Annotated in this window: 27 protein-coding genes, 1 pseudogene and 1 riboswitch; of the genes and pseudogenes, 8 read left to right on the top strand and 20 right to left on the bottom strand. The window is 69.9% G+C overall.

Annotated features, from left to right (window positions below):
- Positions 1-12 precede the first annotated feature (12 nt).
- From B9Y70_RS12000 to B9Y70_RS11990, 3 genes are read left to right on the top strand one after another with little or no spacing between them, the layout of a single operon-like run.
- Positions 13-945 (top strand): pseudouridine synthase, encoded by a 933-nt coding sequence (locus B9Y70_RS12000; protein WP_085550533.1) that lies wholly within the window; start codon positions 13-15, stop codon positions 943-945.
- A 15-nt stretch (positions 946-960) separates the two neighbouring features.
- The gene (locus tag B9Y70_RS11995; RefSeq protein WP_085550500.1) at positions 961-1,866 is read left to right on the top strand and encodes a 1,4-dihydroxy-2-naphthoate polyprenyltransferase; all 906 of its coding nucleotides are present in this window, start codon (positions 961-963) and stop codon (positions 1,864-1,866) included.
- Positions 1,867-2,802 (top strand): AEC family transporter, encoded by a 936-nt coding sequence (locus tag B9Y70_RS11990; protein WP_085550499.1) that lies wholly within the window; start codon positions 1,867-1,869, stop codon positions 2,800-2,802. It abuts the gene before it with no gap.
- 155 nt (positions 2,803-2,957) lie between these two features.
- Here the strand turns inward: B9Y70_RS11990 and B9Y70_RS11985 are convergent, their stop codons facing one another.
- Positions 2,958-3,293, bottom strand: a complete 336-nt coding sequence (locus B9Y70_RS11985) for a DUF4229 domain-containing protein (protein ID WP_240309257.1) — start codon at positions 3,291-3,293, stop codon at positions 2,958-2,960.
- Positions 3,294-3,328: 35 nt separating this feature from the next.
- Between B9Y70_RS11985 and B9Y70_RS11980 the strand changes: the two genes are divergently transcribed.
- The 3 genes from B9Y70_RS11980 to B9Y70_RS11970 are packed head-to-tail and all read left to right on the top strand — an operon-like array spanning position 3,329 to position 4,671.
- A complete protein-coding gene (locus tag B9Y70_RS11980; RefSeq protein WP_085550497.1) occupies positions 3,329-3,610 on the top strand; it encodes a hypothetical protein in 282 nt (93 codons plus the stop codon).
- Positions 3,570-4,013, top strand: coding sequence for a nuclear transport factor 2 family protein (locus B9Y70_RS11975; protein WP_085550496.1), 444 nt, complete (start codon positions 3,570-3,572; stop codon positions 4,011-4,013). The genes B9Y70_RS11980 and B9Y70_RS11975 overlap by 41 nt, the downstream gene beginning before the upstream one ends.
- Positions 4,014-4,023: 10 nt before the next feature.
- Positions 4,024-4,671 (top strand): hypothetical protein, encoded by a 648-nt coding sequence (locus B9Y70_RS11970; protein ID WP_085550495.1) that lies wholly within the window; start codon positions 4,024-4,026, stop codon positions 4,669-4,671.
- A 15-nt stretch (positions 4,672-4,686) separates the two neighbouring features.
- Here the strand turns inward: B9Y70_RS11970 and B9Y70_RS11965 are convergent, their stop codons facing one another.
- The 19 genes from B9Y70_RS11965 to B9Y70_RS11875 form a co-directional block, all read right to left on the bottom strand.
- Entirely contained in the window at positions 4,687-4,944 is a 258-nt protein-coding gene (locus B9Y70_RS11965; protein WP_085550494.1) for a helix-turn-helix domain-containing protein, read from the bottom strand.
- 168 nt (positions 4,945-5,112) lie between these two features.
- Positions 5,113-6,108 (bottom strand): c-type cytochrome biogenesis protein CcsB, encoded by a 996-nt coding sequence (gene ccsB, locus B9Y70_RS11960; protein ID WP_085550493.1) that lies wholly within the window; start codon positions 6,106-6,108, stop codon positions 5,113-5,115.
- A 76-nt stretch (positions 6,109-6,184) separates the two neighbouring features.
- Positions 6,185-7,792, bottom strand: a complete 1,608-nt coding sequence (locus B9Y70_RS11955; protein WP_085550532.1) for a cytochrome c biogenesis protein ResB — start codon at positions 7,790-7,792, stop codon at positions 6,185-6,187.
- 50 nt (positions 7,793-7,842) lie between these two features.
- Positions 7,843-8,637 carry a cytochrome c biogenesis CcdA family protein gene (locus B9Y70_RS11950; protein ID WP_085550492.1) on the bottom strand — a complete coding sequence of 265 codons (795 nt, stop codon included), beginning with the start codon at positions 8,635-8,637 and terminating at the stop codon, positions 7,843-7,845.
- Positions 8,634-9,251 carry a TlpA disulfide reductase family protein gene (locus tag B9Y70_RS11945; protein WP_085550491.1) on the bottom strand — a complete coding sequence of 206 codons (618 nt, stop codon included), beginning with the start codon at positions 9,249-9,251 and terminating at the stop codon, positions 8,634-8,636. The genes B9Y70_RS11950 and B9Y70_RS11945 overlap by 4 nt, the downstream gene beginning before the upstream one ends.
- Before the next feature lies 1 nt (position 9,252).
- Positions 9,253-9,855, bottom strand: coding sequence for a histidine phosphatase family protein (locus tag B9Y70_RS11940; RefSeq protein ID WP_085550490.1), 603 nt, complete (start codon positions 9,853-9,855; stop codon positions 9,253-9,255).
- Positions 9,856-9,866: 11 nt separating this feature from the next.
- Positions 9,867-11,198, bottom strand: coding sequence for a glutamate-1-semialdehyde 2,1-aminomutase (hemL, locus tag B9Y70_RS11935; RefSeq protein WP_085550531.1), 1,332 nt, complete (start codon positions 11,196-11,198; stop codon positions 9,867-9,869).
- Between the two features lie 40 nt (positions 11,199-11,238).
- Complete coding sequence (locus tag B9Y70_RS11930; RefSeq protein ID WP_085550530.1) at positions 11,239-11,553, bottom strand: DMT family transporter; 315 nt, start codon at positions 11,551-11,553, stop codon at positions 11,239-11,241.
- Positions 11,554-11,577: 24 nt separating this feature from the next.
- Positions 11,578-11,642: riboswitch (guanidine-III (ykkC-III) riboswitch) on the bottom strand.
- Between the two features lie 8 nt (positions 11,643-11,650).
- Entirely contained in the window at positions 11,651-13,060 is a 1,410-nt protein-coding gene (locus tag B9Y70_RS11925; RefSeq protein WP_085550489.1) for a protoporphyrinogen oxidase, read from the bottom strand.
- A 2-nt stretch (positions 13,061-13,062) separates the two neighbouring features.
- Positions 13,063-14,130 carry a uroporphyrinogen decarboxylase gene (gene hemE / locus B9Y70_RS11920; protein ID WP_143337639.1) on the bottom strand — a complete coding sequence of 356 codons (1,068 nt, stop codon included), beginning with the start codon at positions 14,128-14,130 and terminating at the stop codon, positions 13,063-13,065.
- Positions 14,131-14,168: 38 nt separating this feature from the next.
- Positions 14,169-16,790 carry a heavy metal translocating P-type ATPase gene (locus B9Y70_RS11915; RefSeq protein ID WP_085550487.1) on the bottom strand — a complete coding sequence of 874 codons (2,622 nt, stop codon included), beginning with the start codon at positions 16,788-16,790 and terminating at the stop codon, positions 14,169-14,171.
- Positions 16,791-16,800: 10 nt separating this feature from the next.
- A complete protein-coding gene (locus tag B9Y70_RS11910) occupies positions 16,801-17,298 on the bottom strand; it encodes a hypothetical protein (RefSeq protein ID WP_143337638.1) in 498 nt (165 codons plus the stop codon).
- Between the two features lie 6 nt (positions 17,299-17,304).
- Positions 17,305-17,844, bottom strand: a complete 540-nt coding sequence (locus tag B9Y70_RS11905) for a hypothetical protein (RefSeq protein ID WP_085550485.1) — start codon at positions 17,842-17,844, stop codon at positions 17,305-17,307.
- Positions 17,841-18,839 (bottom strand): porphobilinogen synthase, encoded by a 999-nt coding sequence (gene hemB, locus B9Y70_RS11900; protein WP_085550529.1) that lies wholly within the window; start codon positions 18,837-18,839, stop codon positions 17,841-17,843. Before hemB ends, B9Y70_RS11905 begins: the two co-directional genes overlap by 4 nt.
- Positions 18,840-18,943: 104 nt before the next feature.
- On the bottom strand, positions 18,944-20,623 hold the full coding sequence (locus B9Y70_RS11895; protein WP_085550484.1) for a uroporphyrinogen-III synthase: 1,680 nt from the start codon (positions 20,621-20,623) through the stop codon (positions 18,944-18,946).
- Positions 20,624-20,800: 177 nt separating this feature from the next.
- The gene (locus tag B9Y70_RS11890; RefSeq protein WP_085550483.1) at positions 20,801-21,172 is read right to left on the bottom strand and encodes a hypothetical protein; all 372 of its coding nucleotides are present in this window, start codon (positions 21,170-21,172) and stop codon (positions 20,801-20,803) included.
- Positions 21,173-21,199: 27 nt separating this feature from the next.
- Positions 21,200-22,099, bottom strand: a complete 900-nt coding sequence (gene hemC / locus B9Y70_RS11885; RefSeq protein ID WP_085550482.1) for a hydroxymethylbilane synthase — start codon at positions 22,097-22,099, stop codon at positions 21,200-21,202.
- 12 nt (positions 22,100-22,111) lie between these two features.
- The gene (locus B9Y70_RS11880) at positions 22,112-23,443 is read right to left on the bottom strand and encodes a glutamyl-tRNA reductase (protein WP_085550481.1); all 1,332 of its coding nucleotides are present in this window, start codon (positions 23,441-23,443) and stop codon (positions 22,112-22,114) included.
- A 134-nt stretch (positions 23,444-23,577) separates the two neighbouring features.
- Positions 23,578-23,814 carry a glutaredoxin family protein gene (locus tag B9Y70_RS11875; RefSeq protein ID WP_085550480.1) on the bottom strand — a complete coding sequence of 79 codons (237 nt, stop codon included), beginning with the start codon at positions 23,812-23,814 and terminating at the stop codon, positions 23,578-23,580.
- An 89-nt stretch (positions 23,815-23,903) separates the two neighbouring features.
- On the opposite strand from B9Y70_RS11875, the gene B9Y70_RS11870 reads away from it, so the two are divergent.
- Both B9Y70_RS11870 and B9Y70_RS11865 read left to right on the top strand, forming a co-directional pair.
- Positions 23,904-24,983, top strand: a complete 1,080-nt coding sequence (locus tag B9Y70_RS11870; RefSeq protein WP_085550479.1) for an HAD-IB family hydrolase — start codon at positions 23,904-23,906, stop codon at positions 24,981-24,983.
- Positions 24,984-25,079: 96 nt separating this feature from the next.
- Positions 25,080-25,573 (top strand): annotated as a pseudogene (locus B9Y70_RS11865) (hypothetical protein); the annotation flags it as partial.

The following is a 25,573-nucleotide window of genomic DNA, read 5'->3' as shown; positions in this document are numbered from 1 at the left end:
GGTGTGGCCGACATGGATGCTTATCGACGCCCCGCCCACCACCTCACCGTCAGCCCCGACCACGCGGGCCGCAGGCTCGACAAGTTCCTCCGCTCCCGCCTCAAGGGAGTGCCCGCGGGCCTCATCTTCCGGCTGCTGCGCAAGGGCGCGGTGCGTGTCGACGACCGCCGTGCCAGACCCGATCACCGCCTCGAGGCCGGCGAGATCATCTTCATCCCCGCCATGGACCTGCCGCCACCGACGACGGTGGATGTGCCGGCCCCGGTGCGGAAGGCGGTCGTGGGGGCGATCGTCCACGAATCCCCGGATCTGCTGGTGATCGACAAACCCGCCGACCTGGCCGTCCACGTCGGCACCGGCGTGAAGGCCGGCGTCATCGAGGCACTGCGCGAGCTCCGCCCGGGGGAGGAACTCGAACTGGCCCACCGCATCGACCGCGAGACCTCCGGCCTGCTCATGGTGGCGAAGAAGCCCGCGATGCTCCGCCACCTCCAGTCCGCACTCCGCGACGGAGCCGTCGAACGCGGCTACCTCGCCCTCGTCCGGGGCAGCGTCCCCCACCCGATGCGTATCGACGCCCCCGTCCCCACCGAGGACGGCCCCCGCGACGCCCTCACCATAGTGGAGCCCGTGCGGCGCTTCGGCCGCCGGGCCACCCTCATCCGAGCGCAGCTCATCACCGGCCGCAAGCACCAGATCCGCGTGCACACCGCCCACGCCGGACACCCCATCGCCGGCGACACCCGCCACGGCGACCACCGCTTCACCTCCTTCATCCGTGGACGCGGCGGGCACGGCGGGCACCGCATGTTCCTCCACGCCCACTCCCTGCGCATCCCCCTGCCGGACGGCGGGCACCTCGACCTCACCGCCCCGACCCCTCCCGCCTGGGACCGCACCCTCGCCCGCCTGGAGACCCCGGATGAGCGCCGCCGACGTCGATGACGGACAATAGGCCCCATGTCCGTTGATCATCACACCTACCCGGCCACGGCCCGGGACTGGTGGCAGGCCGCCCGCCCGCACACCTGGCCCAACGCCTTCGCCCCCGTCATCGCCGGAACCGGTGCCGCCGCCTACGCCGGCGGCTTCTCCTGGTGGCGGGCACTGCTGGCCCTGATGGTTGCGTGGGCCCTGATCATCGGAGTGAACTACGCCAACGACTACTCCGACGGCATCCGCGGCACCGATGAGGACCGCACCGGCCCGGCGCGACTCACCGGCGGCGGCCTGGCGAAGCCCGCGCACGTCAAGCGCGCCGCCTTCCTCGCCTTCGGGGTGGCGGCGGCGGCCGGTATCGCTTTGTCCCTGGCCAGCGCCTGGTGGTTCATCCTGGTTGGCGCGGTGGCGATCCTCGGTGCCTGGTTCTACACCGGCGGCAAGAACCCCTACGGCTACCGGGGTCTCGGCGAGGTGGCGGTGTTCATCTTCTTCGGCCTCGTCGCGGTGCTCGGCACCGAGTACACGCAGGCCGGTGCGGTCTCGTGGATCGGCGTCGGCGGGGCCGTGGCCATCGGCGCGATCTCGTCGTCGGTGAACCTGGCCAACAACCTGCGCGACATCCCCTCGGACACCGCCGCCGGCAAGGTCACCCTCGCGGTGCGCCTCGGCGACCGCACCACCCGTTACGCCTACACCGCCCTGGCGCTGACCCCCTTCGTCGTCTCGCTCATCCTGGCGACGCAGCTACTGCCGCTGCTGCTCGGGCTTCTCGCCCTGCCCCTGGCGATCGGCGGCATCATGGTCGCGCTGCGCGGGGCCGAGGGCCCGGCGCTCATCCCGCTCATCAAGTCCACCGGACAGGCGATGCTGCTGTGGGCGGTCATCACCGCGGTGGTGCTCTTCCTCAACGCCCCGGGGGTCTAGATGACCGGCGTCATCACCGGCTTCGCCATCATCCTGGCGGTCATCGCCGTCGGCGCGATCCTCGCCCGCACCGGGGTGATCAAGGAGGACCGCGAACGCCTCGTGCTCAACCGCGTCGCGTTCTACGCCGCCTCCCCGGCGCTGCTGTTCACCTCGGTGGCCAACTCCGATGCGCAGACGCTGTTTTCCCCGGTCATCGTGGTCATCTTCTTTGCGACGCTCGCGACCGCCGCCGTCTACATCCTCGCCTCCGCACTGTTCTTCCGGCAGGACATCCCCACCACGACGATGGGTGCGGCCTCGGCCTGCTACTTCAACTCCGTCAACATCGGCCTGCCGGTGAGCGTCTACGTCCTCGGCGAGGCCACCTACGTCGTGCCCGTCCTCGTCCTGCAGATGGTGGTGTTCACGCCCTTCATCCTCGCGGGACTGGTCGCCGATGACGCCGGCGGCCGCTCCCGCCTGGCGCGGATCTGGGAGCCGGTGCGCACGGCGGTGTTCTCCCCCGTCGTCATCGGCTCCGTGCTGGGCCTCGTCGTGGCGCTGGTGGGACTGCAGATCCCGGACCCCGTCATGCGCCCCCTGGAGATCCTCGGCGGCGCGTCCATCCCGATGATCCTCATCAGCTTCGGTGCCTCGCTGCGCAACACTGCGCCGCTGGCCACCCCGGAGGACCGCCCCGGCACCATCACCGCGACGGCACTCAAGCTGGTGGGCATGCCCGCCATCGCGTGGGGCATCGCCCTGGCCCTGGGACTGGAGGGCAACGAGCTCTACGCCTCCGTCATCCTCGCCGCCCTCCCCGCGGCACAGAACGTGTACAACTTCGCCGCCTCGTACCAGCGCGGCATGATCATCGCGCGCGACACGGTCTTCCTCACCACGTTCGGCTCGCTGCCGGTGATGCTGGTGATCGCGCTGCTCTTCGGGCGCTGATCGGGCCCCGCCCTTCGGCTCGGGGCTCGGGGTTCGCGGTCCTACCGTCGCGATCACCCCGATCAAGGCCCGAAAGGCCCTTCCAGCCGCCCCTCCCGAGGGGACGACACCGAACCCCGAGCCCCGAGCCCCGAGCCCACGCGGAAGGGCCGCCCTTAGCGGGACTCCAGCTCCCGCTTCACCCACTCCTTGCGGGCCCTGCGCTGCGCGTTCCACGCCCCCACGGAACGGTTCGCCTCCACGCGCATGCCCTTGAAGATGAGCATGGACAGCGGGAACGCCACGAGCAGCGCCAGCAGGGCGGACATGACGAGGGGGACGGGGGCGTCGATGAGCACCGCGAACAGCTGGATGACGATGGTGAGGACGACGAACAACCCGAGGCGGGCGCCGCCGTACTTGAGCAGCGCCATGTTGGCCTGGCGGCGGACCTGCGGATCAAGCTCCGGGGGTGCGTCGGAAGGGTGCTGAGGATTGTCTGGTGCAGTCACACCTGCAGTCTACTTCGGCCCGTAGAATGGGCTGCATGGGACGCCTGTTACTTGTACTGCTGATCGTCGTCGCCATTGTGCTCGTGTGGAAGGCCTTCGGGCCGAAGACCTGGAAGCGCAACCAGGCGACCCCGGAACCCCGCGCGATCAAGGGGCCGGACGACGACGAGGAGTTCCTGTGGAAGATCGAGAAGGACCGCTTCAAGGAGCGCCGCGCCCGGGAGGCCGCGCAGCGCGAGGAAGAGGAACGCCGCAAGCGAGCCGAGGAACGCTACCGTGACCCCGACACCCCCGACGACGATCAGCCGGTGGACTGACGCCGACCGCACCGGCGACCTCGCCGGGATGCGCGCCTGCCTCGCGGCGGACGCGCGCCTCAACTCCCCGCTCACGGACGGTTTCTCGTTCCACGGGGCGGAGGAGGTCATGGCCGTCTTCGCGGCGGCGTTCGAGCTTCTCGACGACATCGTCATCCACCGCCTCACCGGCTCCGACGACGACTGGGTTCTCTGCGGCACCAACCGCCTGGGCGCGCAGAACCTCGAGGAGATCCAGTGGCTGCGCCTCGACGAGGAGGGTCTCATCGCGGAGATCACCCTGTTCATCCGGCCCATGCCTGCGGCCGGCGGCGCGCGTGGCGTCGGGGGCGGCGCGGCCGTTGGGGTGGACCGTGCGGGGCGTCGAGAAGTTCCTCATGCCGCGGCTGCGCTGATCCCATAAGGTGGGCGGCATGACTGATCCCGCCGAGATCTCCGCCGTCGTCGCCGCCGCCCGCTCCATCCCGCCGGAGAACTTCGAGGGCTTCGCGGGGGTGTGGCCCGGCGAGATCTCCACCGCCCTCGTCGACGCCGTCTACTCCGGCGGCCGCGACTCCAACCCGCAGGTCGACGAGTTCCGGGAGCAGCACCCCGACGTCCGCGACGACCTCCGCGCGCTCGTCGAGCTGGGGGACACGCCCCTCCTGGAGCTGCTGGGCACCAACCGCACCGTCCAGGGTCGCCGCCCCAAGGCCGAGGCCATCATCGAGGTCGCGGGGAAGCTTGTCGACGCCGGGATCGTCCACGCCGCCGACATCGCGGACGTCCGCACCGCGCAGCTGCGCGACCTCTACGTCCCCGTCGAGGGCCTCGGCAAGACGACCTTCGAGTACTTCTGCCTCAACCTGGGCCGCACCGGCCGCAAGGCGGACCGCCTGCTCACCGCGTTCCTCAGCGACGCCCTCAACCGGAAGGTCTCCCGCGCCGAGACGCACGACCTGGTGACCGCCGCCTACGGCCTGCTCAGTGCCGACCCCGAGCACCGCTACGGCGAGACCGCCGAGGACTTCGAGAACGGGCTGCGGCGGATGAGCCTGGAGATCCTCAAGCAGCCCTACTGAGCCCCGGTCGGCGACCTACTCGGCGGCCTCGAAGTTCATCGTCATGCCCAGCGCATGGGCGACGGCCGCGACCTTCTCCCAGCGGACCCCCGTGCCGCCGTGCTCGATGGTGTGGAGAGTGGACCGGGAGACCCCGGCCTTCTCCGCGATGTCGGCCTGTAGCGCGCCGATGTCACGGCGGCGCTGAGCCAGCTGGGCACCCAATTCAAGCAGGACCGGATCGTCGCCTGCCGGCTTGCCCGTCTTCTTCCTGGGGGCAGAGGTTCCTGTCACTGCTCTCACTCCTCACGCAGAAGCTGTTAGGGCCACAGTTTAGCGCGAATTGTCTAGCGAGGGCCGGGTGGCCGCTGACGCGGCAGCGAAATCACCCCGTCGAGAGGAGCGCTCCGGGACGGATCCCGGGGTCCTTTCGACGGGGTGAATTCGACGTGGTCGGCGACCCTAGTTGAGGCCGGCGTAGGAGTGCAGGCCGGAGACCACCATGTTGATGAAGAACAGGTTGAAGATGGTGGTGGCCAGGGCCGCGATGTTGATCCAGGCGGCCTTCCAGTTGCGCCAGCCGGCGGTGGCGCGGGCGTGGAGGTACGCGGCGTAGAGGATCCAGGAGATGAGGGAGACGGACTCCTTGGGGTCCCAGCCCCAGAAGCGGCCCCACGCGGCCTCCGCCCAGATGGCGCCGAGGACGATGCCCAGGCCGAAGACGGGCAGGGTGAGGATGGCGGTGCGGTAGGCCATGCCGTCGAGCTTCTTGGCGCTCGGCAGCGGCTTGGCGATGGCCCCGAAGACGCCCCGCTCCTGGCCCTGCGGCTGCCAGATGCGCAGCAGGTAGAGCAGGGAGGCGATGCCGGAGAGCATGCCGATGGAGGCGCCGGAGGACACGACGGAGACGTGGATGGGCAGCCAGTTGGACTGCAGCGCCGGGACGACCGGGGCGGAATCGGCGTAGAGCTTCGTGCCGCCGAAGAAGAGCAGCGCGAGGATGGGGACGAGCAGCCACGGCCAGACGACGCGCCACTCCTTGCGCTGGATGACGATCGCCGCGCCGATCATGATGAACGCCGTGGTCACGAGCACGTACTCGTAGAGGTTGCCGAAGGGGAAGCGGTCCGTCGCCAGGCCGCGGAGCACCACGGACACGGAGTGGACGATGACGCCGAGCCACACCAGCGACTGGGTCATGCCGCCGAACTTGTTGGCGCGGTCCTCGAGGCGTTCGACCTCCTCCACCGGGGGCACGTCGTCGACGACCGTCGAACCGCCGTCGCCGACCGCGACGAGCTCCTTCTTCTCCGCGCGGGCCAGGGCGCGGCGGGCGTCGATGACGCCCTGCATGCGTCCGTAGTAGATGAGCGAGAGCACCAGCGCCAGCGTGTAGATGACGAAGGCGGACTGGAACGCCACATCCGAGAAGTTGGAGAGAGTCTGATTGACAGGCATGAAGGGACACCCTCGAGAAGTAGGCCGATGGATTTTCCCCAGTGACGCTACCCCACCTCAGCGGGCGAATCCAACTTTAGTTGGTGGCATTGCGGGCGTCCTCGGGGACGAGGAGATCCTCGTCGACCTCGTCCGGATCGGGCAGGCCGAGCAGCTGGCGGTGGATGCGGTCGAACTCCTCGCCCCAGCCCGCGCGGTCGGTGCGTGCCAGGCCGCCGAGCTCGACGTGGGTGGTGCCGTCGGCAAGCGGGGTGAGGCGGATCCAGATGCGGCGGCGCTTGATGAGCAGCGATCCGACGAGCGCGGCCAGCATGATCATCGTGGTCACCAGGACCCACGGCTGGAAGGGGTCGCGGGAGATCTGGAAGTTGGCGAACTCGCTGGCGCCGTCGAAGGTGACCTCGGTGCCGTCGTCGAGGGTGACGGACTCGCCGCGGGTGAGGTTGACGCGCTCGATCTTCTGCAGCTGGCCGGAGTGCAGCAGCGTCGGGTCGAGGTCGAAGATCGACTGGGCGCGGCCGGTGTCGAGGCCGGCGTCGCCGCGGTAGATGTCGATGGCCACGGCCGGGTCGGTCATCGCCGGGAAGCGGGAGGTGAGCAGCTCGTTGTTCTCTCCGTCCCACTGGGCGGTCGGGGCGAACAGGCCCTGGATGGCCAGCTGGTTCTGGCGGCGGTCGAACAGCTCGGGGTACATGCCGGCGGGCGGGTCGAAGCGCATGACGCCGGAGGAGAGGAAGAAGGTGAGGTCGTCCGGGCGCCACTGAATGGTCTGGGTGCGGGTCTCGCCGTTGGGCCAGGTGACGGTGAACGTCGGGGCGAAGCCGTGGCCCTGCAGGTAGACGCGGTCGCCCTCGATGCGCAGCGGGTGGTTGACCTTGAGTTCGTAGTCCTCCCACTCGGACTTCGGTGCCATGATGTCGTCGCCGACGGCGTAGGAGACGTTCGAGGTGAACATCTCGGCCTGGCCGTTGGGCAGGTAGTCGGCGGAGAAGTCGTGGGCGTCGAAGCAGAAGGTGGTCAGCCCGGTGCCGTCGAAGAGCGGGCCGGCGCGGAATGAGTCGAAGTTGGCGGTCGAGGTGTTGCAGAACTCGGTGGACTGCTCGATGGGCGGGGTCTCGTAATTGCCGGACTCGGTGACGACGATGACCTGGCCCTCGTAGTAGACCATCCGGCCCAGCGCCACGGTGACGATCATGCCCACCAGGCCCAGGTGGAACAGCAGGTTGGCCAGCTCGCGGGCGTACCCGCGCTCGGCGGCCAGGGAGAACTTCCCGGCGCGGTCCTCCTCCGGGGAGTACTCGGCGACCTTCCACCGCTTGAGCAGTCCGCGCGCGTCGGCGGCGACCTCCTCCAGCGGCTTATCGACGCCCCCTTCCGCCCGCAGCGGCAGCCGGGCCAGGTTCTTCGGTGCCCGGGTGGGCGGCGTCTTCCACGCGACGTAGTGGTCCCACGAGCGCGGCAGGATGCAGCCGATGAGCGACAGCGTCAGCAGGACGAGGATGGCGAGGAACCAGGTGGACTCGAAGACGTCGAAAAGCTGCAGTCGGTCGTAGATCTCGGCGAGTCGGCCGTTGTTCTCGATGTACTCGATGACGTTGGTCTCGTTGAGGGAGCGCTGCGGCAGCAGGGCACCCGGGATGGCGGCGACGGCCAGCAGGAACAGCAGCGCGAGGGCGGTGCGCATGCTGGTCAGCCAGTGCCAGGCCTTCTTGAGGTACGTCACGACGACTCTTCCTAGATGATGGTGGCGCCGTACTCGACGGTCCACTGACGAACAAAGTTGATGAAGTGCGCCCACACGCCGGTGAGCAGGGCCAGTCCCACGAGGATCATGAGGACGCCGCCGACGATCTGCACCTTCCGGGAGTGCTTCCGCAGCCAGCCGATGGTGCGCATGGCGCGGGCGGAACCCAGGGCGATGAGCAGGAAGGGCAGACCGAGGCCCAGGCAGTAGGCGATGATGAGGAACACGCCGCGGGCGGCGGTCATGCCCTCGGTGCCGGCGGAGACGGAGATGATCGCCGCCAGGGTCGGTCCCAGGCAGGGGGTCCAGCCGAGGGCGAAGACACCGCCGAGCAGGGGCGCGCCCACCCAGGTGGTGAGCCGCTTCGGGGCCATACGGGTGTCGCGCTGCAGCGCCGGGATCATGCCCATGAACACCACGCCCATGAGGATGGTGATGACACCGCCGACCCGCATGAGCGTCTCCGCGTTGAGGGTGAGCATGCTGATCGCCCCGAACACGGTGACGGTGGCCAGCACGAACACCACGGTGAACCCGAGGATGAACAGGAGCGCGGCACCGGCGACGGCCCACTGCCGCTTCTTCGTCACGACGGCGCCGTGCTCGGCGTCGTGCCGCACCTCACCGCCGACGATGCCCGCCAGGTACGACATGTAGCCGGGGACCAGCGGCACCACACACGGGGAGGCGAAACTGACCAGACCGGCGGCCGCCGCGGCCAGCAGCCCCAGGATCAGGGGGCCGGAGGCGGCGGCGTCGGCGAAGAGCTGCCCGAGTTCGGTCACGCAGCGTCCTCGCCGGATCCGGTGATGAGGGGCAGGGCGACGTCGAGAAGCTCCTGGTCGGTGACCTCCTTGAGGAACACCGCGGCGGGGCGGTGCTCACGGTCGAGGATGATCGTCGTCGGGATGACCGACGACGGCACGCCGCCGAGGTGGGCGGCGGAGCGGAACGGCGGATCGTAGATCGACGGGTAGGTCAGGCCGTTGTCGGTGACGAAGTCCTGCGCGATCTCGCGCGAGTAGTCCTTGACGTTGATGCCCAGCACGGTGCCGCCGAGAGGGGCGATCTCCTCCTGCACACGCTGCAGGTCATCCGCCTCGGAGCGGCACGGGGCGCACCACTGGCCCCAGGCGTTGAGGATGACGACCTCCCCCTCGAAGTCGGAGAGGGAGATCTGCTCGCCCTCCTCCATGAGAGAGTCGCCGGCGATGTCCGGCAGCGGGGCGCGTTCGGATTCGTCGTAGAAGATCTCGGTCTGCCCGCCGGGCGAGTGGAACTGGAAGGTGCCGCCGACGGCGACGGCGTTCTTCGCGGCGTCCGACTCCTGGCCGCAGGCAGTCAGCGTGAGGGCGGTGGCGGTGGTGGCGAGCAGGGCTGCGACGGTGCGCAGGCGCATGTCAGATGTCCTTCGCGGGGGTGGTGTAGAAGATGTCGGTGATCTCCTCGCCGTCGAAGACGAGGGAGGTCACGGAGGCCAGTTCGCACTGGCGGCTGGCGTGCGCCAGGGGCAGGCCCATGACGTGGCGCTGCACCATGACGATCGGCAGCTGGTGGCTGACGAGGATCGCCTCATGCCCCTCGGCCCTGCGGCGGGTGGCGTGGACGGCGTCCATCATGCGCTCGGCGATGTCGACGTAGGCCTCACCCCAGCTCGGCTCGAGCGGGTTGACCATGAGCGGCCAGCGGACCGGGTTCCACAGCTGGGAACGCCAGCCCTTGGTGCGCAACCCCTCGAAGCGGTTGCCCGCCTCGACGACGCCCTCGACGGTGTCGACCTCCAGGCCCGTGACCTCGGCGAACGGCTCGGAGGTCTCCTGGGCGCGCTGCAGCGGGGAGGCACCGAGGTAGGTGACGTCGTGGTCCTCGAAGGAGCGGGCCACGCGGGCGGCCTGGGAACGTCCCCGGGACGACAGGTGGTAGCCGGGGATGGTGCCGTAGAGGATGCGCCCCGGGTTGTGGACCTCACCGTGGCGGATGAGGTGGACGATCGTGTGCGACATGGCGGGATCCTTTACGCGGTGGCGGAGGCGGCGGCTGCGGCACGGGCCGCCGGGACGAGTGCTTCCTCGATACGGGAGAAATCATCGTCGGTCAGGGCCGTCGACACAAACCAGGTCTCGAACACGCTCGGCGGGGCGTAGACGCCGTTGTCCAGCAGGGCGTGGAAGAAGGGCGGGAAGCGGAAGGTGTCCGCTGCCTTCATGTCGGCGAAGTTGTGGCCCTCGCCCTCGGCGAAGCGCACGGAGAACATCGTCGCGGCGCGCTGGATGTGGTGGGCCACCCCCTCGCGGGTGAGCGCCTCGGAGATGAGGCCGGAGAGGCGGTCGGCATGGGCGTGCAGCGTCGGGTAGATGTCCTCCGACGCCAGGCGCAGGGAGGCCTGGCCCGCGGCCATGGCCACCGGGTTACCGGACAGGGTGCCCGCCTGGTAGACGGGGCCGGAGGGGGCGAGGTGCTCCATGATGTCGGCGCGGCCACCGAACGCGGCGGCCGGCAGACCACCGGAGACGACCTTGCCGAAGGTGGTGAGGTCACCGGCCACGCCGTCGACGCCGTACCAGCCGGAGTAGGAGGTGCGGAAACCGGTCATGACCTCGTCGAGGATGAGCAGCGCGCCGTCGGCGTGCGCGATCTCCTTGAGTGCGGCGTTGAATCCCTCGCGCGGGGCGACGGTGCCCATGTTGCCGGCGGCGGCCTCGGTGATGATCGCGGCGATCTCCCCCGGGTGGTCCGCGAAGGCCTGCTTCACGGCGTCGAGGTCGTTGTAGGGCACGACGATGGTGTCGGCTGCCGACGCCCCGGTGACTCCGGGCGAGTCCGGCAGGGCGAAGGTGGCCACACCGGAACCCGCGGCGGCCAGCAGCGCGTCGACGTGACCGTGGTAGCAGCCGTCGAACTTGATGATCCTGGAACGGCCGGTGAGGCCGCGGGCCAGGCGCACGGCGGACATGGTGGCCTCGGTGCCGGAGTTGACCAGGCGGACCTCCTCGACGGAGGTGCGGTCGATGATCATCTGGGCGAGGTCGATCTCCGCCTCGGTGGGCGCCCCGAAGGACAGCCCCTTGGCGGTGGCGTCAACGACCGCCTGCGTGATCTCCGGGTGCGCGTTGCCGTTGATCATCGGACCCCAGGAGCAGACGAGGTCGACGTACTCGTTGCCGTCGACGTCGATGAGCTTCGAGCCGTGGGCGGAGTCGATGAACCGGGCCTGACCCCCCACGGAACCGAACGCACGGACCGGGGAGTTCACCCCGCCGGGGATGACGGCGCGGGCCCGATCGTGCAGCTGCGCGGACTTCTGGGTGCGGGCGGAGGTCGGGGAGGTCACAGTCATGGGGACCATCATACGACCGGGGTCAACCGGGGTTAAACTTTCCCCCCGTTCAGTTGACCACCTTCAGGCCGATGATGCCGCCGACGATCATCACCAGGAAGAACACCTTCGCCAGGGACAGCACCTCCTGGCCGGTGGCGAAGGACCAGATGATCGCCAGGGACGCGCCGACCCCCACCCACACCGCGTAGGCGGTGCCCAGGGGCAGCTGCTTGAGGGCGACGGCCAGCCCACCCATGGAGACGACGAGCGCGGCGAAGAACACCACGGACGGCCCCAGGCGGGTGAATCCGGCGGAGCGGTCGAGCGCGATGGCCCACACCGCCTCGAAGGCGCCGGAGAGGATGAGGATGATCCAGGACATGGTGACGGACACAGGGAACCCTTCTCTGGCCGTCTTGTCGCAGCACCGGGTACGGCTCCCTCGTCCGGGCCCGGTTCATCCGGGCTGGTTACGCCGGTCAGCCTACCTGAATGAGCCGGGCGACGGCGGCGCGGGCGTCGTCGATGACGGCGGGCACGCCCACTCCTCCGGCCCACGCGCCGGAGACCTCGAGGCCCGGTACCCCGGCGACACCCTCCCGGACGGCGGCGACGGTGGCCAGGTGGGTCTCGTCGTAACGCGGCAGGCCGCCGAACCAGCGCTGCACGTAGATCTCGGACAGGCCGGCGGCGCGGCCGTCGAAACCGGTGATGTGCTGAAGGTCGTCGAGGGCGGCGTCGACGAGCAGGTCCTCCTCGGCGCGGACCAGGGCGTCATCGCCGAAGCGGCCGAAGCTGGCGCGGACGAGCGCACCGCCGCGCTCGCCGACGTGCGGCCACTTCTTCGACGAGAAGGTGAAGGCCTTGGCCTGCACGCCCGGTTCGCCGATGGCGACGAGCACGCCGGAGTTGTCCGGCAGCCCGGTATCGGAGTCGAACTTCATGCCGACGACCACCGAGGAGGCCAGCTTGACCGACTTCAGGGCGGCGGAGGCCGCGGGGGCGACATCCTTGAGCAGCACGGCGGTGGTCGGCGCGGGTGCGGTGACCAGGAGGCGGTCGTAGGGGGCGTCGGTGACGACACCCGGCCCCTTGAGGTGGTAGCCGCGCAGGTCCCGGGTGACGCCGGCGACGAAGGCGTCGAGGTGGATGTCCGCCCCGGACGTCTCCGCCAGGGTCTCGTAGACCTGGGCGTAGCCGTGGCGGAAGGTGGCGAACACCGGCGTCGGCGTGGAGCCGGGGTCGCGCGGGGTGCGCCGCGACTCGCACAGGCGCACGGCGGCGGACAGGGTGACCTTCTCCCCCGCCGTGGCGAGCTCGTCGAGGGCCTCGGCCAGCTGCGGGATCGTCGCCCGGATGCCCAGATCCTCGGCCGCACACGAGTACACGCCGCCGAGCAGCGCGGAGACGATGCGGTCGGTGACCTCCGCGCCGTAGCGCTCCGACACGAGCTTGCCGACGCTCGCGTCACCCCCCACGACCCAGTCGATGTCGGGGGCGTCGCCCTCGGCGTCGATACGCGCAGCCGTCCCGGCGGAGACGATGTCGGCGACCGGGGCGGAGGAGGACGGGATGCCCATGACGCCGCCCGCGGGCAGGCCGTGCAGCTCACCCTCGGAGTAGACGAGGGAGCGGGCACCGGAGGGGCTGACGAGGTCGTCACCGAGGCCGAGCTCGGTGAAGAAGTCGGTGGCGTCGGAACGCAGGGCCAGGTACGCCTCGGCGCCCATGTCCGTCGGACCGGAGTCGAAGGGCACGGTGTGCAGCTTGCCGCCGATGCGGTCTTCCGCCTCGAAGACGTGGATGACCGCCTCGGGGTCGGCCTTCCGGATCTCGTGGGCGCTGACCAGTCCGGCCAGGCCCGCGCCGATGATGGCATACCGGGTCACGCTCAGTTCTCCTCGTGGTCGGCGTGAATGATGGCGACGGCCTCGGTGATGTCCTCCGCCTTCGTGTTCGGCAGGACACCGTGGCCCAGGTTGAAGATGTGGCCCGTGGCGTGACCGGCCTCGATGGCGCGGGCGGCCTCGCCCTTGATGCGGGCGACCTCGGAGACGACGGCGTCGCGGCCGGCGAAGAGGATCGCCGGGTCCAGGTTGCCCTGCAGGACCTTCGGCCCGGAGGCGGCGTGGATGCGCTCGGCGGCGGCGTCGAGAGGCACGCGCCAGTCGACGCCCATGACCTCGGAACCGGCCTCGGACATGGCGCCGAGGATCTCACCGGTGCCCACCCCGAAGTGGATGCGCGGGATCTCGCCCTCGATCTCCCGGAGGATCTCCACCGAGTACGGCAGGACGTGCTCGCGGTAGTCACGCTCGGTGAGGAAGCCGGCCCAGGAGTCGAAGAGCTGCATCGCGTCGATGCCGGCGTCGATCTGCTGGCGCAGGAACGCGGTGACCGTCGGGGTGAGGCGCTGCATGAGGGCGTGCCAGGTGTCCGGGTCACCGTGGATCATGGCCTTGGTCTTCTCGTGGTTCTTGCTCGGCCCGCCCTCGACGAGGTAGCTGGCCAGGGTGAACGGCGCGCCGACGAAACCGATGAGGGTCTGGGTGTCGGTGAGCTCGTCGAGGATGATGCGGATGCCGTCCTGCACCTCCGTGACCTCCTCCTCGAGGATCGGGAGGGCGTCGATGTCCGCGCGGGTGGTGATGGCCTTGTCCATCACCGGGCCGCGGCCGGCGACGATCTCCACGCCCACACCCGCCGCGCGCAGCGGCACGACGATGTCGGAGAAGAGGATGGCGGCGTCGACGTCGTGTCGGCGCACCGGCTGCATGGTGATCTCCGCCAGCAGCTCCGGCATGAAGCAGGAGTCGAGCATCGAGATGCCCTCGCGCACCTTGAGGTACTCGGGCAGCGAACGGCCGGCCTGGCGCATGAACCACACCGGGGTGCGGGACGGGGTGCGGCCGGCGGCGGCGGCGAGGAGCGGGGCATCGGGAATGTCACGACGAGTCATGCCCACCATTGTGGTCCAAAAGTTGGACCCGGGGGTAATTACGGGGCCACCGCGCGTCGGAAGGAACGGACACTGTTGGACCGCGCCTCGATGAATAGTGAGGAACCGAGCATGAGCACCGTCGCCGCCATGGGGTGCAGCACCCCGGCGACCGACGCAGCCAGGGCGACGCCGTTGTAGGTCCAGGCGAAGACGATGTTCGTGTCGATGATCCGGCACACCCGGCGCGACTGCGCGATGAGCTGCGGGATCGCCGACACATCCCGCCGCAGGACGATGATGTCCACGTCCGGGTGGCCCGAGTGGGTGAGGTGGTCGACGTCGTCGCTGGTGTCGCTGTCGCCCATGAGGATGCCCACGTCCGCCACCCGCAGTGAGGACAGCACGGAGACGTCGCCGACCATGCCGACCGTCGCGCCCTGGGTGTGCACCGAGCGCACCGTGTGGGGCTTGCGGCCCGGGGCGATGCCCGCCAGCACCTGGGAGATGCCGATCCGGTCCGCGTACCGGCGCGCCACCGGGTATGTGTCCCGCGACAGCATCACCGTCTCGATGCCCTGCTGCTCCAGCTGCTCGACGGCCTCCTCGGCGTCGGCCTTGACGTTGTCGTGCAGGCTGATGACGCCGCGGTCCTTCCCCTTCCAGCGCACCACGATGGGGGTGCCGCCGGAGACGACCGCCGCGGCCAGCCGTCCGTGCAGCTCCGACATGGTGCGGGGGCGCCACAGGACGGCCTCCACCTGGGTGACGGTCACCGTGCCGTCGCGCGCCCTGAGCGGCAGGTCGACGAGCCCGCGGAAGCTGCCCTGCCCGTCGTCCTCGGCGTGGGAGACCTCGATCCAGTGCGGGACGTCCTCGCCGCCGGCGCCGGTGTCGCGGGCCTCGCGGGCGGCCTTCACCAGGGCCCGGGACACCGGGTGATCGGATTCCAGGGCCAGGGCACCGGCGACGCGCAGCACCAGCTCCGGGTTCTCCCCGTGGGCGGCGGTGACGGACTCGACGTGCATGTCGTTCTCCGCCAGGGTGCCCACGCGGTTGAAGATGACCGTGTCGATCATCTCCGCGCGGCGCACCGTCGCTCCATCGCGGAAGAGGATGCCGTTGCGGGCGGCCGCCTCGATGCCGTGGCGGATGGCCAGGGCCGGGGACAGCGCCAGGGCGACCGGCGCCACCGAGGCGAGCACCGCCAGCGCCGTGGCGAAGGCCGCGTTGAAGTTGCCTGCGATGAGCACCCACAGGAGGAAGTCCAGCGCCGCCAGACCGAGGGCCGCCGGGATGAGCATGGCGGCGGTGCGGGTGGACAGCAGCGTCGACTGGTGCTGCTGGATGTTGGCGTCGGTCACCCACCGGTGGATCGCCGCCGAGCGGGTGCGGTGACCGGTGTGGACCACGCGCACCTTGATGCGGCCGTCGAGGTTGCGGGAGCCCGCGTACACGTAGGAGTTGACCTTCACCTGCTCCTTCTCCCGCTCACCGGTGCTGATGAGCCCGCGGTGGACGGTGCAGGAACCGCCCACGACGGTGCCGTCCACCGGGATGGTCTCCCCCGCCTGGACGATGATGTCGTCGCCGACGTTGACCTCCTGCAGGGGAATGCGCAGCTCGTCGCGGGCCGGGGTGCCGGGAGCCCGGGTCTTCGGGGCCAGGTGCACGATGTGCTGCGGGTCCGGGCGGCGGGCGTCCATCTCCTCCAGCAGACTCACCCGCGTCCGCATGGTGATGAGGCGGCCGGCCAGCAGCAGGACCGTCATGCCGCAGGCGACGTCGAGGAAGAGCTCCCCGTCGACGATGCGCTGCTGCTGGAAGGCGAACCAGTGCGGGGTGGACTGCCAGCCGGCCTGCCCCGCCGGGGTGAACAGGAGCATGACGATCGACCACACCGTGGCCGCGATGATCGCCACCGAACTGGCCGCGTCGAGGGCCGTGAGTCCCCGGCGTGCGCCACCGACCATCGCCCGGTGGAAGGGCCACGCGCCCCACGTCACCACCGGCAGGGCCAGCACGAGGGTGAGCCACTGCCACCCGTCGATCTGCAGCTCATGAATGTAGGACATGAGCATGATCGGCACCGCCAGGATGAGGCAGACGATGAGCCGCGTCGGGGTGAGCAGGTCGCGCGCGGTGAACAGCAGGTCCTTCGGCTGCGCGTTCTCCGCCAGGCGGACCCGGTCCTCCGGGTTGCCCAGGAAGCCCGAGCGACGGGCGCGTTCGAGGTTGCGTTCCTCGTCCTCCAGGTGGCGGCGGTACTTCCACGGCAGGCGGCGGGCCCGGACGGCGGGGCGGGTGCGCTCCGCCGGGTCGGGGCGCATGATGCGGCGGCGCAGCGAGGAGTCGGTGAGGGTGGCGCGGACGCCGAAGACCCCGATGATCTCGGCCAGGTCATCCGGGTCGAGGGTGTCGGGGGCGGTGATCCAGGCGGTGGCGGGCGCGTCGGCGGGGACGACGATGCGGGCGCGGACCCCGGGGATCTCCTCCAGGGCCTCCTCCATCGCGGCGGCGTCGGGGGCGTCGAAGTCCCCCTCCAGCTCGAAGGCGTAGGAGACCTTGGGGCGGTCGTCGTCGACCTGCAGCGGCCCGGTGTCGACGTCGATGCCGACCGCCCGGGCAGCCGCCCGGGCCTCCTCCAGTGCGGAGGTCACCTGATCAGTGCGGGGGTCCATGCCCCACAGGTTAGTCGTCGCGGCTGCTCTTCTGCCGCATGTAGTCGTTGGAATCCGGGCGGAACACGAGGACGGCCGCCACACCGAGCAGGACACAGATGGCGACCATCGCCAGGCCGCCGACCTGGATGGCGAAGGCGGCGATGTTGAAGAAGATCGACAGGGCGATGACGCCCGCCAGCACGCGGCGGGAGATCCGGCCGCCGGACTTCAGCTGGGCGCCCAGCGCGGCGATGAACAGGCCGGCGATGATGTTGTACACGCCGATGAAGCGGACGTTGCGGTGGTAGGCGTCGATGACCTCGCGGGAGGCGTCGGGATCCCCGCCGAAGTCCTGGGCGAGGCCCACCATGCCGGTGAGCACCATGAGGATCGCCGCGGCCACCGTGAGGTAGTAGCCCCACCGGAGGGTCGCGGGCCACGTGTCCGACTCCACACCCGGGGTGCGGCGCGGCCCGCGGTTCGGGTCATTGGGGTCGGCGTACATCCCGGGGAACATGCTGGGCACGGTTACTCACTTCCTTCGCGGATCGATCCGGTTGCCGGAGGAGTCGATCTCCCCGGTCCACTTGAGGACCTCCTCCCGGAAGGAGAAGATCAGGCCCAGGACTGCGGCCACGCCGACGATGATCTGGACGGCACCGTCCACGAGATACATTGCCACGGGGACGTCGTTCCCGCCCGGGGTGGCCATGAACAGCATGAGGATGCGGAACCCGAAGTAGAAGCCGAAGACGAGCAGCATACGGCGCGCCAGTCCGGCGAACTTCGAGCGGCGGTGGATGAGCACCAGCATGAACGCCAGGAGCCCCATGACGGCGATGCCGATGCCGCCGGTCACCAGGATGGAGGCGATGACCGTCGCCCGCAGCGCACCGTCGGAGATCTCCGCCGCCTGCTCCGCGCTCATGGTCTCCTTGGCCGCCGCGTACAGGGCGGAGGGGTCCATGAGCCCGATGGTGATGTTGAGGATCTGGTGGAGGATTTCGCCGCCCACGGCCACCGCGAACAGCAGCAGCATGAGGCGGACGACCTCCGGCTTCTTCTCCGTCATCGGCGGCCCAACACCCGCGCGGCGTCGGTGGCGAAGTAGGTGAGGATCTGGTCGGCGCCGGCCCGCTTGATGGAGGTGAGGGACTCCATCATGACGGCCTCGAGGTCCAGCCAGCCGTTCTGCGCGGCGGCCTGCAGCATCGCGTACTCGCCGGAGACCTGGTACGCGGCGACCGGGACCGAGGAGAGCTGGGCGACGGCGGCGAGCACGTCGAGGTAGGGCATGGCGGGCTTCACCATGATGAAGTCCGCGCCCTCGTCGATGTCGAGCTCCGCCTCGAGCAGGGACTCGCGGAGGTTCGCGGGGTCCTGCTGGTAGGTGCGGCGGTCGCCCTGCAGGGAGGAGCCGACGGCCTCGCGGAACGGGCCGTAGAAGGCGGAGGCGTACTTCGCGGAGTACGCCATGATGGACACGTCCTGGTGGCCCGCGGCGTCGAGCGCCTCGCGGATGGCCAGGATCTGGCCGTCCATCATGCCGGAGGGGCTGATGATGTGGGCGCCGGCGTCAGCCTGTGCGACGGCCATCTTCTGGTAGAGGTCCAGGGTCGCATCATTATCGACGACCGCGCGTCCCCACCGGTCCTCCCGCACGACACCGCAGTGCCCGTGGTCGGTGAACTCGTCGAGGCAGGTGTCGGCCATGAGCAGCAGGTCGTCGCCGAACTCCTCGCGCATCGCGGCCAGCGCGCGGTTGAGCACGCCGTCCCCGTCGCAGGAGGCGGTGCCATCGGCGTCCTTGTCCTCGTCGCGCGGCACGCCGAACAGGTCGACGCAGCGCACCCCGGCCTCGAGGGCCTCGTGGGCGGCGCGCTTGAGGGAGTCCAGGGTGTGCTGGTGCACGCCCGGCATGGAGGTGATCTCCCGCGGGGTGTCGATGCCGTCGGCGATGAACATCGGCAGGATGAGGTCCGCCGGGCGCAGCGTCGTCTCCGCGACGAGCTCGCGCATCGCCGGGCTGGTGCGCAGGCGGCGCGGGCGACGGGTGGGCACGGACAGGAACGGGGTGGACTGGTCAGTCACAGCGGGCGCTGGTCCTTCCGGGAAAAAGGGGTCTGTCGGTCTTCCCCGCCATCATAGGCGGTTGCCCGCACCCCACCGTCTCAGGCGTCCTCGCCCGCCTTGCGACGGGTGCGGCGCTTCTTGCGCGGCGGCGGGAGCTGACCGGCCGCACGCAGGCCGGCGACGTGGTCGGCGAGGGCGTCGACAAGCTCGGGAACCTCGGCGATCTCGGGGACGACGTCGACACGCAGGCCCATCTCCTTGGCGGTGGCCTCCGTCATGGGGCCGATGCAGGCGATGATGGTGCGCGGGTGCGGCTTGCCGGCGATGCCGACCAGGTTCTTCACCGTCGAGGAGGAGGTGAAGCACACGGCGTCGAAACCACCGGACTTGATCATCTCGCGGATCTCGGCGGACGGCGGGGCGGCGCGGACGGTGCGGTAGGCGACGACATCGTCGACCTCCCAGCCGAGGTCGATGAGACCGTCGACGAGCACGTCGGTGGCGATGTCCGCGCGGGGCAGCAGGACCCGGCCGACGGGGTCGAGGTCCTCAACGTACTCGGGGAAGACCTCCACGAGCCCGGCGGCGTTCTGCTTGGTCACGGCCGGCAGCAGCTCGGGCGTCATGCCGAGGTCGCTGATGGCCTGCGCAGTCTTCGTGCCGACGGCGGCGAGGCGGACACCGGCGAAGGAGCGGGCGTCGAGACCGAACTCGACGATCTTCTCCCACACGGCCGCCACGGCGTTGACGGAGGTGAACACGACCCACTGGTAGCGGCCCTCGACGATGCCCTTGATGGCACGCTCCATCTGCGCGGGGTTGCGCGGCGGCTCCACCGAGATCGTCGGCACGGCCTGCGGGATCGCGCCGTAACCGGACAGGCGGGCGCTCATCGACGCGGCCTGCTCCTTCGTGCGGGGGACCAGCACGCGCCAGCCGTACAGCGGGCGGTTCTCCCACCAGGAGTACTTGGTGCGGTCGTCGACGCCCTTGCCCAGGGTGACCACCAGCTGGCCCGGCAGCTCCGCGTCGAGGCGGCCGAGGGTGCCCAGAGTGACGTCGTGGGTGCGCTGCAGGCGGGTGGTGCCGTTGACGGTGACGGAGACCGGGGTGTCCGGGGCCATGCCCCGCTCAGCCAGCTCGGTGGCGATGGTCTCCAGGTCGGCCTCCGTGGCCTGCAGCACGAGCGGCTGCGGGGCGGAGGCGAGCTGCTCCCAGTCGACGTTGTTCTCGGTGACGTCGGTCTCCGTGTACGTCGAACCGAGGGCGATACCCGCGAACGACGGTACCGTCGACGGCAGGGACATGCCCGGCACAACCTGGAACTCCAGTCCCGCGGCGGCGACGGCGGCGATCTCCGCCATCGTCTGATCACGGGTGAGCGGGTTGCCCGTCACCAGGCGGATGACGTCCCCGCCCTCGGCGAGCGCCTCGGACAGCTGCTTCACGACGTCCGCCGCATCACCCTCCACGACCTCGCGGATGTCCGCGGCGGTCGGCGCCGGCGGACGCGGGGGACGACGGCGGGCACCGGCGGCCTTGGCCTCGGCGCAGATGCGCTCGTACTCGGCCTCGGCGGCGTCGATACGCTCCTGCGGGACGGGCAGTCCGGAGGCGACGACCTCGCGTACCCCGGTGAGCACGCCCGGATCGGTCACCGCGACGGAGGTCGCGGCGAGTACCTCGCGGGCACGCACGGTCAGCAGATCGGGGTTACCGGGGCCTGCACCGACGAAGACGACCTTTCCCGGCTGGGAGGTCTGAGGGGCCATGCTCATACGGATCTTTTCTAGTGTGGGGGATGCTCACAACAGGTCGAGACACACATCGACACCCGTGACCCGGCTAAGGGGGGCCATACGATCACGGGAAAATGATGGTGTGGTATTCACACCTTAATTTAGGAAGCCCGGAATACGAAAACACTTCCCCCGGCACAACCGTCTCAGCCGGCCTCAGCCGACGATGCGGGCCAGTTCCTCCGCGTACTCCCCCGCCCGCGGCGTGGAGATGATGATGCGGTTGACGGTGGCCGACTTCAGGTCGATGAGGATGCCGGGGCCCTTGCCGTGACACACGGCGAAGGTCTGGACCCCGGTGCCGTCATTGGCGGTGAAGGTGCCTGTGCTGGTCACACCGCGGATGCGGGTGCCGGGGGCGCGTCTGTGGGCGGGGACGGCGCTGGCCAGGCTGCAGGCGTCGTCGACGACGCGGACGTCGGTGATCACCCGGGTGGGGATGGTGAGGTGGGACCGCCGGGCGGCGATCTTCTCCCACCAGTCGAGGGTGACGGTGACCTGACGGTCGGTGATGTTGAGAACAGCCATGGTCAGGCCAGTCTACCCCGGTCCCGCCTAGCGGTCGATGAGGTCGGCGGCACCGCGGCCCAGGAGATCGGCGGCGGCGGCCTCACCGAGGGTGACCGGATCGGTGCCGGTGCCCTGGTAGAGCAGCTGCCGGGAGCCGTCGAGGGCGAAGACACCGGCGGTGAGGTGGATGGTGCCGTCGGCGTCGAGGGTGGCGTGGGAGGCGACCGGGGCGGTGCAGCCGGCCTCGAGGCGGTTGAGCACGATGCGCTCGGTGTGGGCGCAGGTGGTGGCGGCGACGTCGGCCAGCTTATCGACGGCGGCGACCGCCTCCGCGTCATCGGCCCGGCACTCGATGGCCAGCGCACCCTGCGCCGGGGCCGGGAGGACGAGCTCGGGGCCGAAGACCTGGGTGGCGCGGTCACCCATGTCGACGCGCGAGAGGCCGGCGTAGGCGAGGACGACGGCGTCGAGCTCACCGTCGGTGACGTACCCCATGCGGGTTTCGATGTTGCCGCGCAGCGGGCGGATGTCCAGGTCCGGACGGTGCGCCTTGAGCTGGGAGATGCGGCGCGGGGCGGAGGTACCCACCCGCGCCCCCTCCGGAAGGGTGTCGAGGGTGAGCCCGTCGCGGGCGATGAGCGCCTCGCGGGCGTCGGCACGCACGGGGACGACGAGGTGGAACCGCTCGTCGGGGGCGGTGGGCAGGTCCTTGAAGGAGTGGACGGCGATGTCGCACTCGCCGGCGGCCATCGCCTCGCGCAGCTTCTGGGTGAACACGCCGACGCCGATGCGCTCGACCGGGGCCATGTTGACGTCGCCCTCGGTGGTGACCAGGTGCAGCTCGGCGTCGTGGCCCTCGGCGATGAGGGCGTCGCGCATGTGGCCGGCCTGGGTGGTGGCGAGCTTCGAGCGGCGGGTGCCGATCTTCAGGGTCGTACGGGTCAAGAGTCAGTCTCCTTAGGTGGTGGTGAGCTTGCCCTCGGGCAGGTCGGCGACGTCGACCGCGACGGGCGGCGCGTCGGTGACCAGGCCGAACAGCTCCTGGAGTGCGGATTCATAGGACACGACGCCGGATTCGGCGGCGAGCTTCTTCACGCGCACCGTCGGCTCGTGGAGGAGCTTGTCGACGACCCGGCGCACCGTCCGCGACACCTCCTCGAAATCGGGATCGTCGATCGCGGGAGTACGCCCGCGCAGGCGGTCGAGCTCCCCCTCGATGAGCTCCGCGGCGTGGCGACGCAGCGCCGACACCGCCGGGACGACATCCCGGACGCGCTGCTCGGAGCTGTACTCCTGCAGCTGCTCGGCGACGATCGCCAGGGCGTCCTTGTGGCCGGCGGAGTGATCGCCCCGGCCGGAGATGGTCTGGTGGAGGCGCTCGATGTTCACCAGGTGGACGCCGTCGAACTGCACGACGGCGTCGTCTATGTCGCGGGGCATCGACAGGTCGATGAGCATGAGGTCGCGGCGCCGTTCGGCGGGGATGTCCGCCGGGGCGATGGTGAACTCGTCCGCGCCGGTCGCCGACACCGCCAGATCGACGTGCCCCAGGGTGGTGTGGCGGTCGTCGAAGTCGACGACCTCGGCGGGCACCCCCGCCTCCCGGGAGTGCTCGGCGAGGCGCTCCGCGCGGCTGCGGGTGCGGTTACCGATGATGAGCTTCTCGACGCCCAGTCGTCCCAGATGAGTCGCCGCCAGCGAGGCCATCGCCCCGGCGCCGAGAACCAGGGCGGTCTTGCCCTGCAGGGTGTCCGTGTGGAGGTGCTCGAGGGCCTCGTCGACGGCGACGGTGACCATGTTGGCGCCGGCGTCGTCGATGTCGGTCTCGGAGTGGACGCGCTTGCCGGTGTGCAGGGCGGTCTGCGCCAGCTGGTGCAGCGCCGGGCCGACGGTGCCCTTGTCCGTGGCCTCCTGGTACGCGGTGCGCACCTGGCCGATGATCTGCTGCTCGCCGACGACCATGGAGTCCAGCCCCGAGGCCACGACCATCATGTGCTCGGCCGCCGCATCGGCGTAGCGGACGTAGAGGTAGCCGCGGAGGGTGTCGATGTCCACGTCGGAGATCTCGTGCAGCACCTCGACGACGTCCTGCACACCGGAGTGGAAGGAATTGGTCACCGAGTAGATCTCCAGCCGGTTACATGTGGAGACAATCATGGCCTCGCTCAGCGAGGGGCGTCCGACGAGGCGGGAGGTGGTGTCGTTGCGGACGGTCTCGTCCATGCTCAGCCGCTCGAGCAGCGCCACCGGCGCCGACCGGTGCGACATTCCGACGACGAGCACACTCACGTTTTCCTTCACCGCTTTCGGTTGCACGGACATCTAACTACGCGACCCCGGGGCACGTCGTGCACGCACCCTCGGGGTGGATCATACAAAAGGATACCCCCGGCACACAGGAAATCCACACCTGCCCCGCCCGATCACGCCAGAGCGGCCTCCAGTTCAGCATCGTCGACCTCCCAGCAGGCGAACTCATCGCCGTCGATGACCACCACAGGGACCCGGTCCCCGAACTCCACGGCCAGGGCGCGGTCATGGTCGACGTTACGGACATCGAGGGTGAGACCGGCGGCCTCCACCACGGGGGTGATCTGCTTCTCGACGCGCGCGCACGACCCACACGTCGTGCGGATCATCAGCTCCACCGTCTCCGCCATGGTCCACAGTCTCCTTCTTCGACGCCTACCATGGACACGATACCGCCCCACCCGTTCCCCGATGCACACAGGAAGGCTCGGACCGCGACGTGAGCCCCTCCCACCACGACTCCCTCTTCCCCGGCACGCCCGGTGAGTTCCTCGCCAGCTGGAGTGCGACGCGGGGCAACCTCCGCCGCTTCCTGGAGGACCGGGCGCTGCCGCCCATCGACGAGGAGTCCCAGCGCACCGCCGGTGAGGCCGCCGCCGCGGCCGCCGTCCAGGAGACCTTCGGCATCGAGCTGGACGCCTTCTCCTCCGGGGTGGACTCGGTCTCCGGGTCCATCGAGGCGGCCGGTGGCTTCCACATCTCCCTACCGGACCCGGACATCCCGCAGGACGTCGGCGCGGCGGCCTTCTTCGACGTGGACAACACCCTCATCCAGGGCTCCTCCCTCGTCGTGTTCGCGATGGGCCTGGCCCGCAAGAAGTACTTCCGGCTCTCCGAGATCCTCCCCATCGCCTGGAAGCAGATCAAGTTCCGCATCACCGGCTCGGAGAACGCCACCGACGTCGCCGAGGGGCGCACCCAGGCCCTGGAGTTCATCAAGGGCAAGCGTGTCGATGAGCTGGTGGACCTGTGCGAGGACATCGTGGACTCCTCGATGATCGACAAGGCCTGGCCCGCCACCCGCGAGCTGGCCCGCATGCACCTCGCCGCCGGCCACCAGGTGTGGCTGGTGTCCGCCACGCCGGTGCAGCTGGCGCACATCCTGGCGAAGCGCTTCGGCTTCACCGGTGCCCTGGGCACTGTCGCGGAGGTCGAGGACGGGGTGTTCACCGGTCGTCTCGTCGGCGACATCCTCCACGGCCCCGGAAAGAAGCACGCGGTCGCCGCGCTGGCCGCCATCGAGCAGCTCGATCTGCAGCGCTGCACCGCCTACTCGGACTCCATCAACGACATCCCCATGCTCTCGATGGTGGGCACCGCCGTGGCCATCAACCCGGACACGAAGCTGCGCAAGGAGGCGGAGGCGCGCGGCTGGCAGATCCGCGACTACCGTTCCGTCCGCCGCGCCATCCGCACCTTCGGCCTGCCCGCCCTGTTCACCGCCGCCGCCAGCCTCGGCTCGTGGCGCGTATTCCGGAAAGGAAAGCCCCCGATGGAGGATCTGTCAACCGGTAGCTAGGCAGAAATGCCGGTTTCTGTGGATAGACGGTGGTTATCCACAGACCGGGTTGGTTGCTTATCGACGCCTGCGTGATTCCGGTTTAGTGTCCGGGGCATGACCACCGTTGCTGCGTTGCAGGCCCTGCGCGCCATGACCGTCCTGGAGGAGATCTCCTCCGGGACGGTCACACGCGACGTACTCGACCGTCTGGGTGTACGCGATGCCCGGCTGTGGGAGAAACTCGCGGTCACGTACTACGGTCCCACCCGGTATCGCAGGCTGCAGGCGGCGGCCCGGGAAGCGGCGGTGCCGCTGTCCCTGGACGCGGTCGCGGTGATCGAAAAACACCTGCGGTCGCTGCTGCGTGGTGCGTCGGTGACGGTGGAGGAACTCCGGGTCGAGTTGTGTTCGTTGCGCGGGACGGTGGGTGAGATTGATCGGGCGGCCGCCGCCCGGGTCCGTGAACACAACCGCACGGTCAAGGATGCGGCGGCGAAGGCCTACGGCAAACGAGCCCTACGCGGGGGTAAGAACACCGACGCCCTCGGCATGCGCACCCTGACACTCACTCTGCCGGAACGCCAGATCTCCCACATCATCGCCACCCT

This window comes from Corynebacterium pollutisoli (assembly GCF_900177745.1).
Classification (GTDB): domain Bacteria; phylum Actinomycetota; class Actinomycetes; order Mycobacteriales; family Mycobacteriaceae; genus Corynebacterium; species Corynebacterium pollutisoli.
The sequence above is the reverse complement of the archived record's forward strand: the minus strand, read 5'-3'. Positions and strand labels throughout refer to the sequence as shown.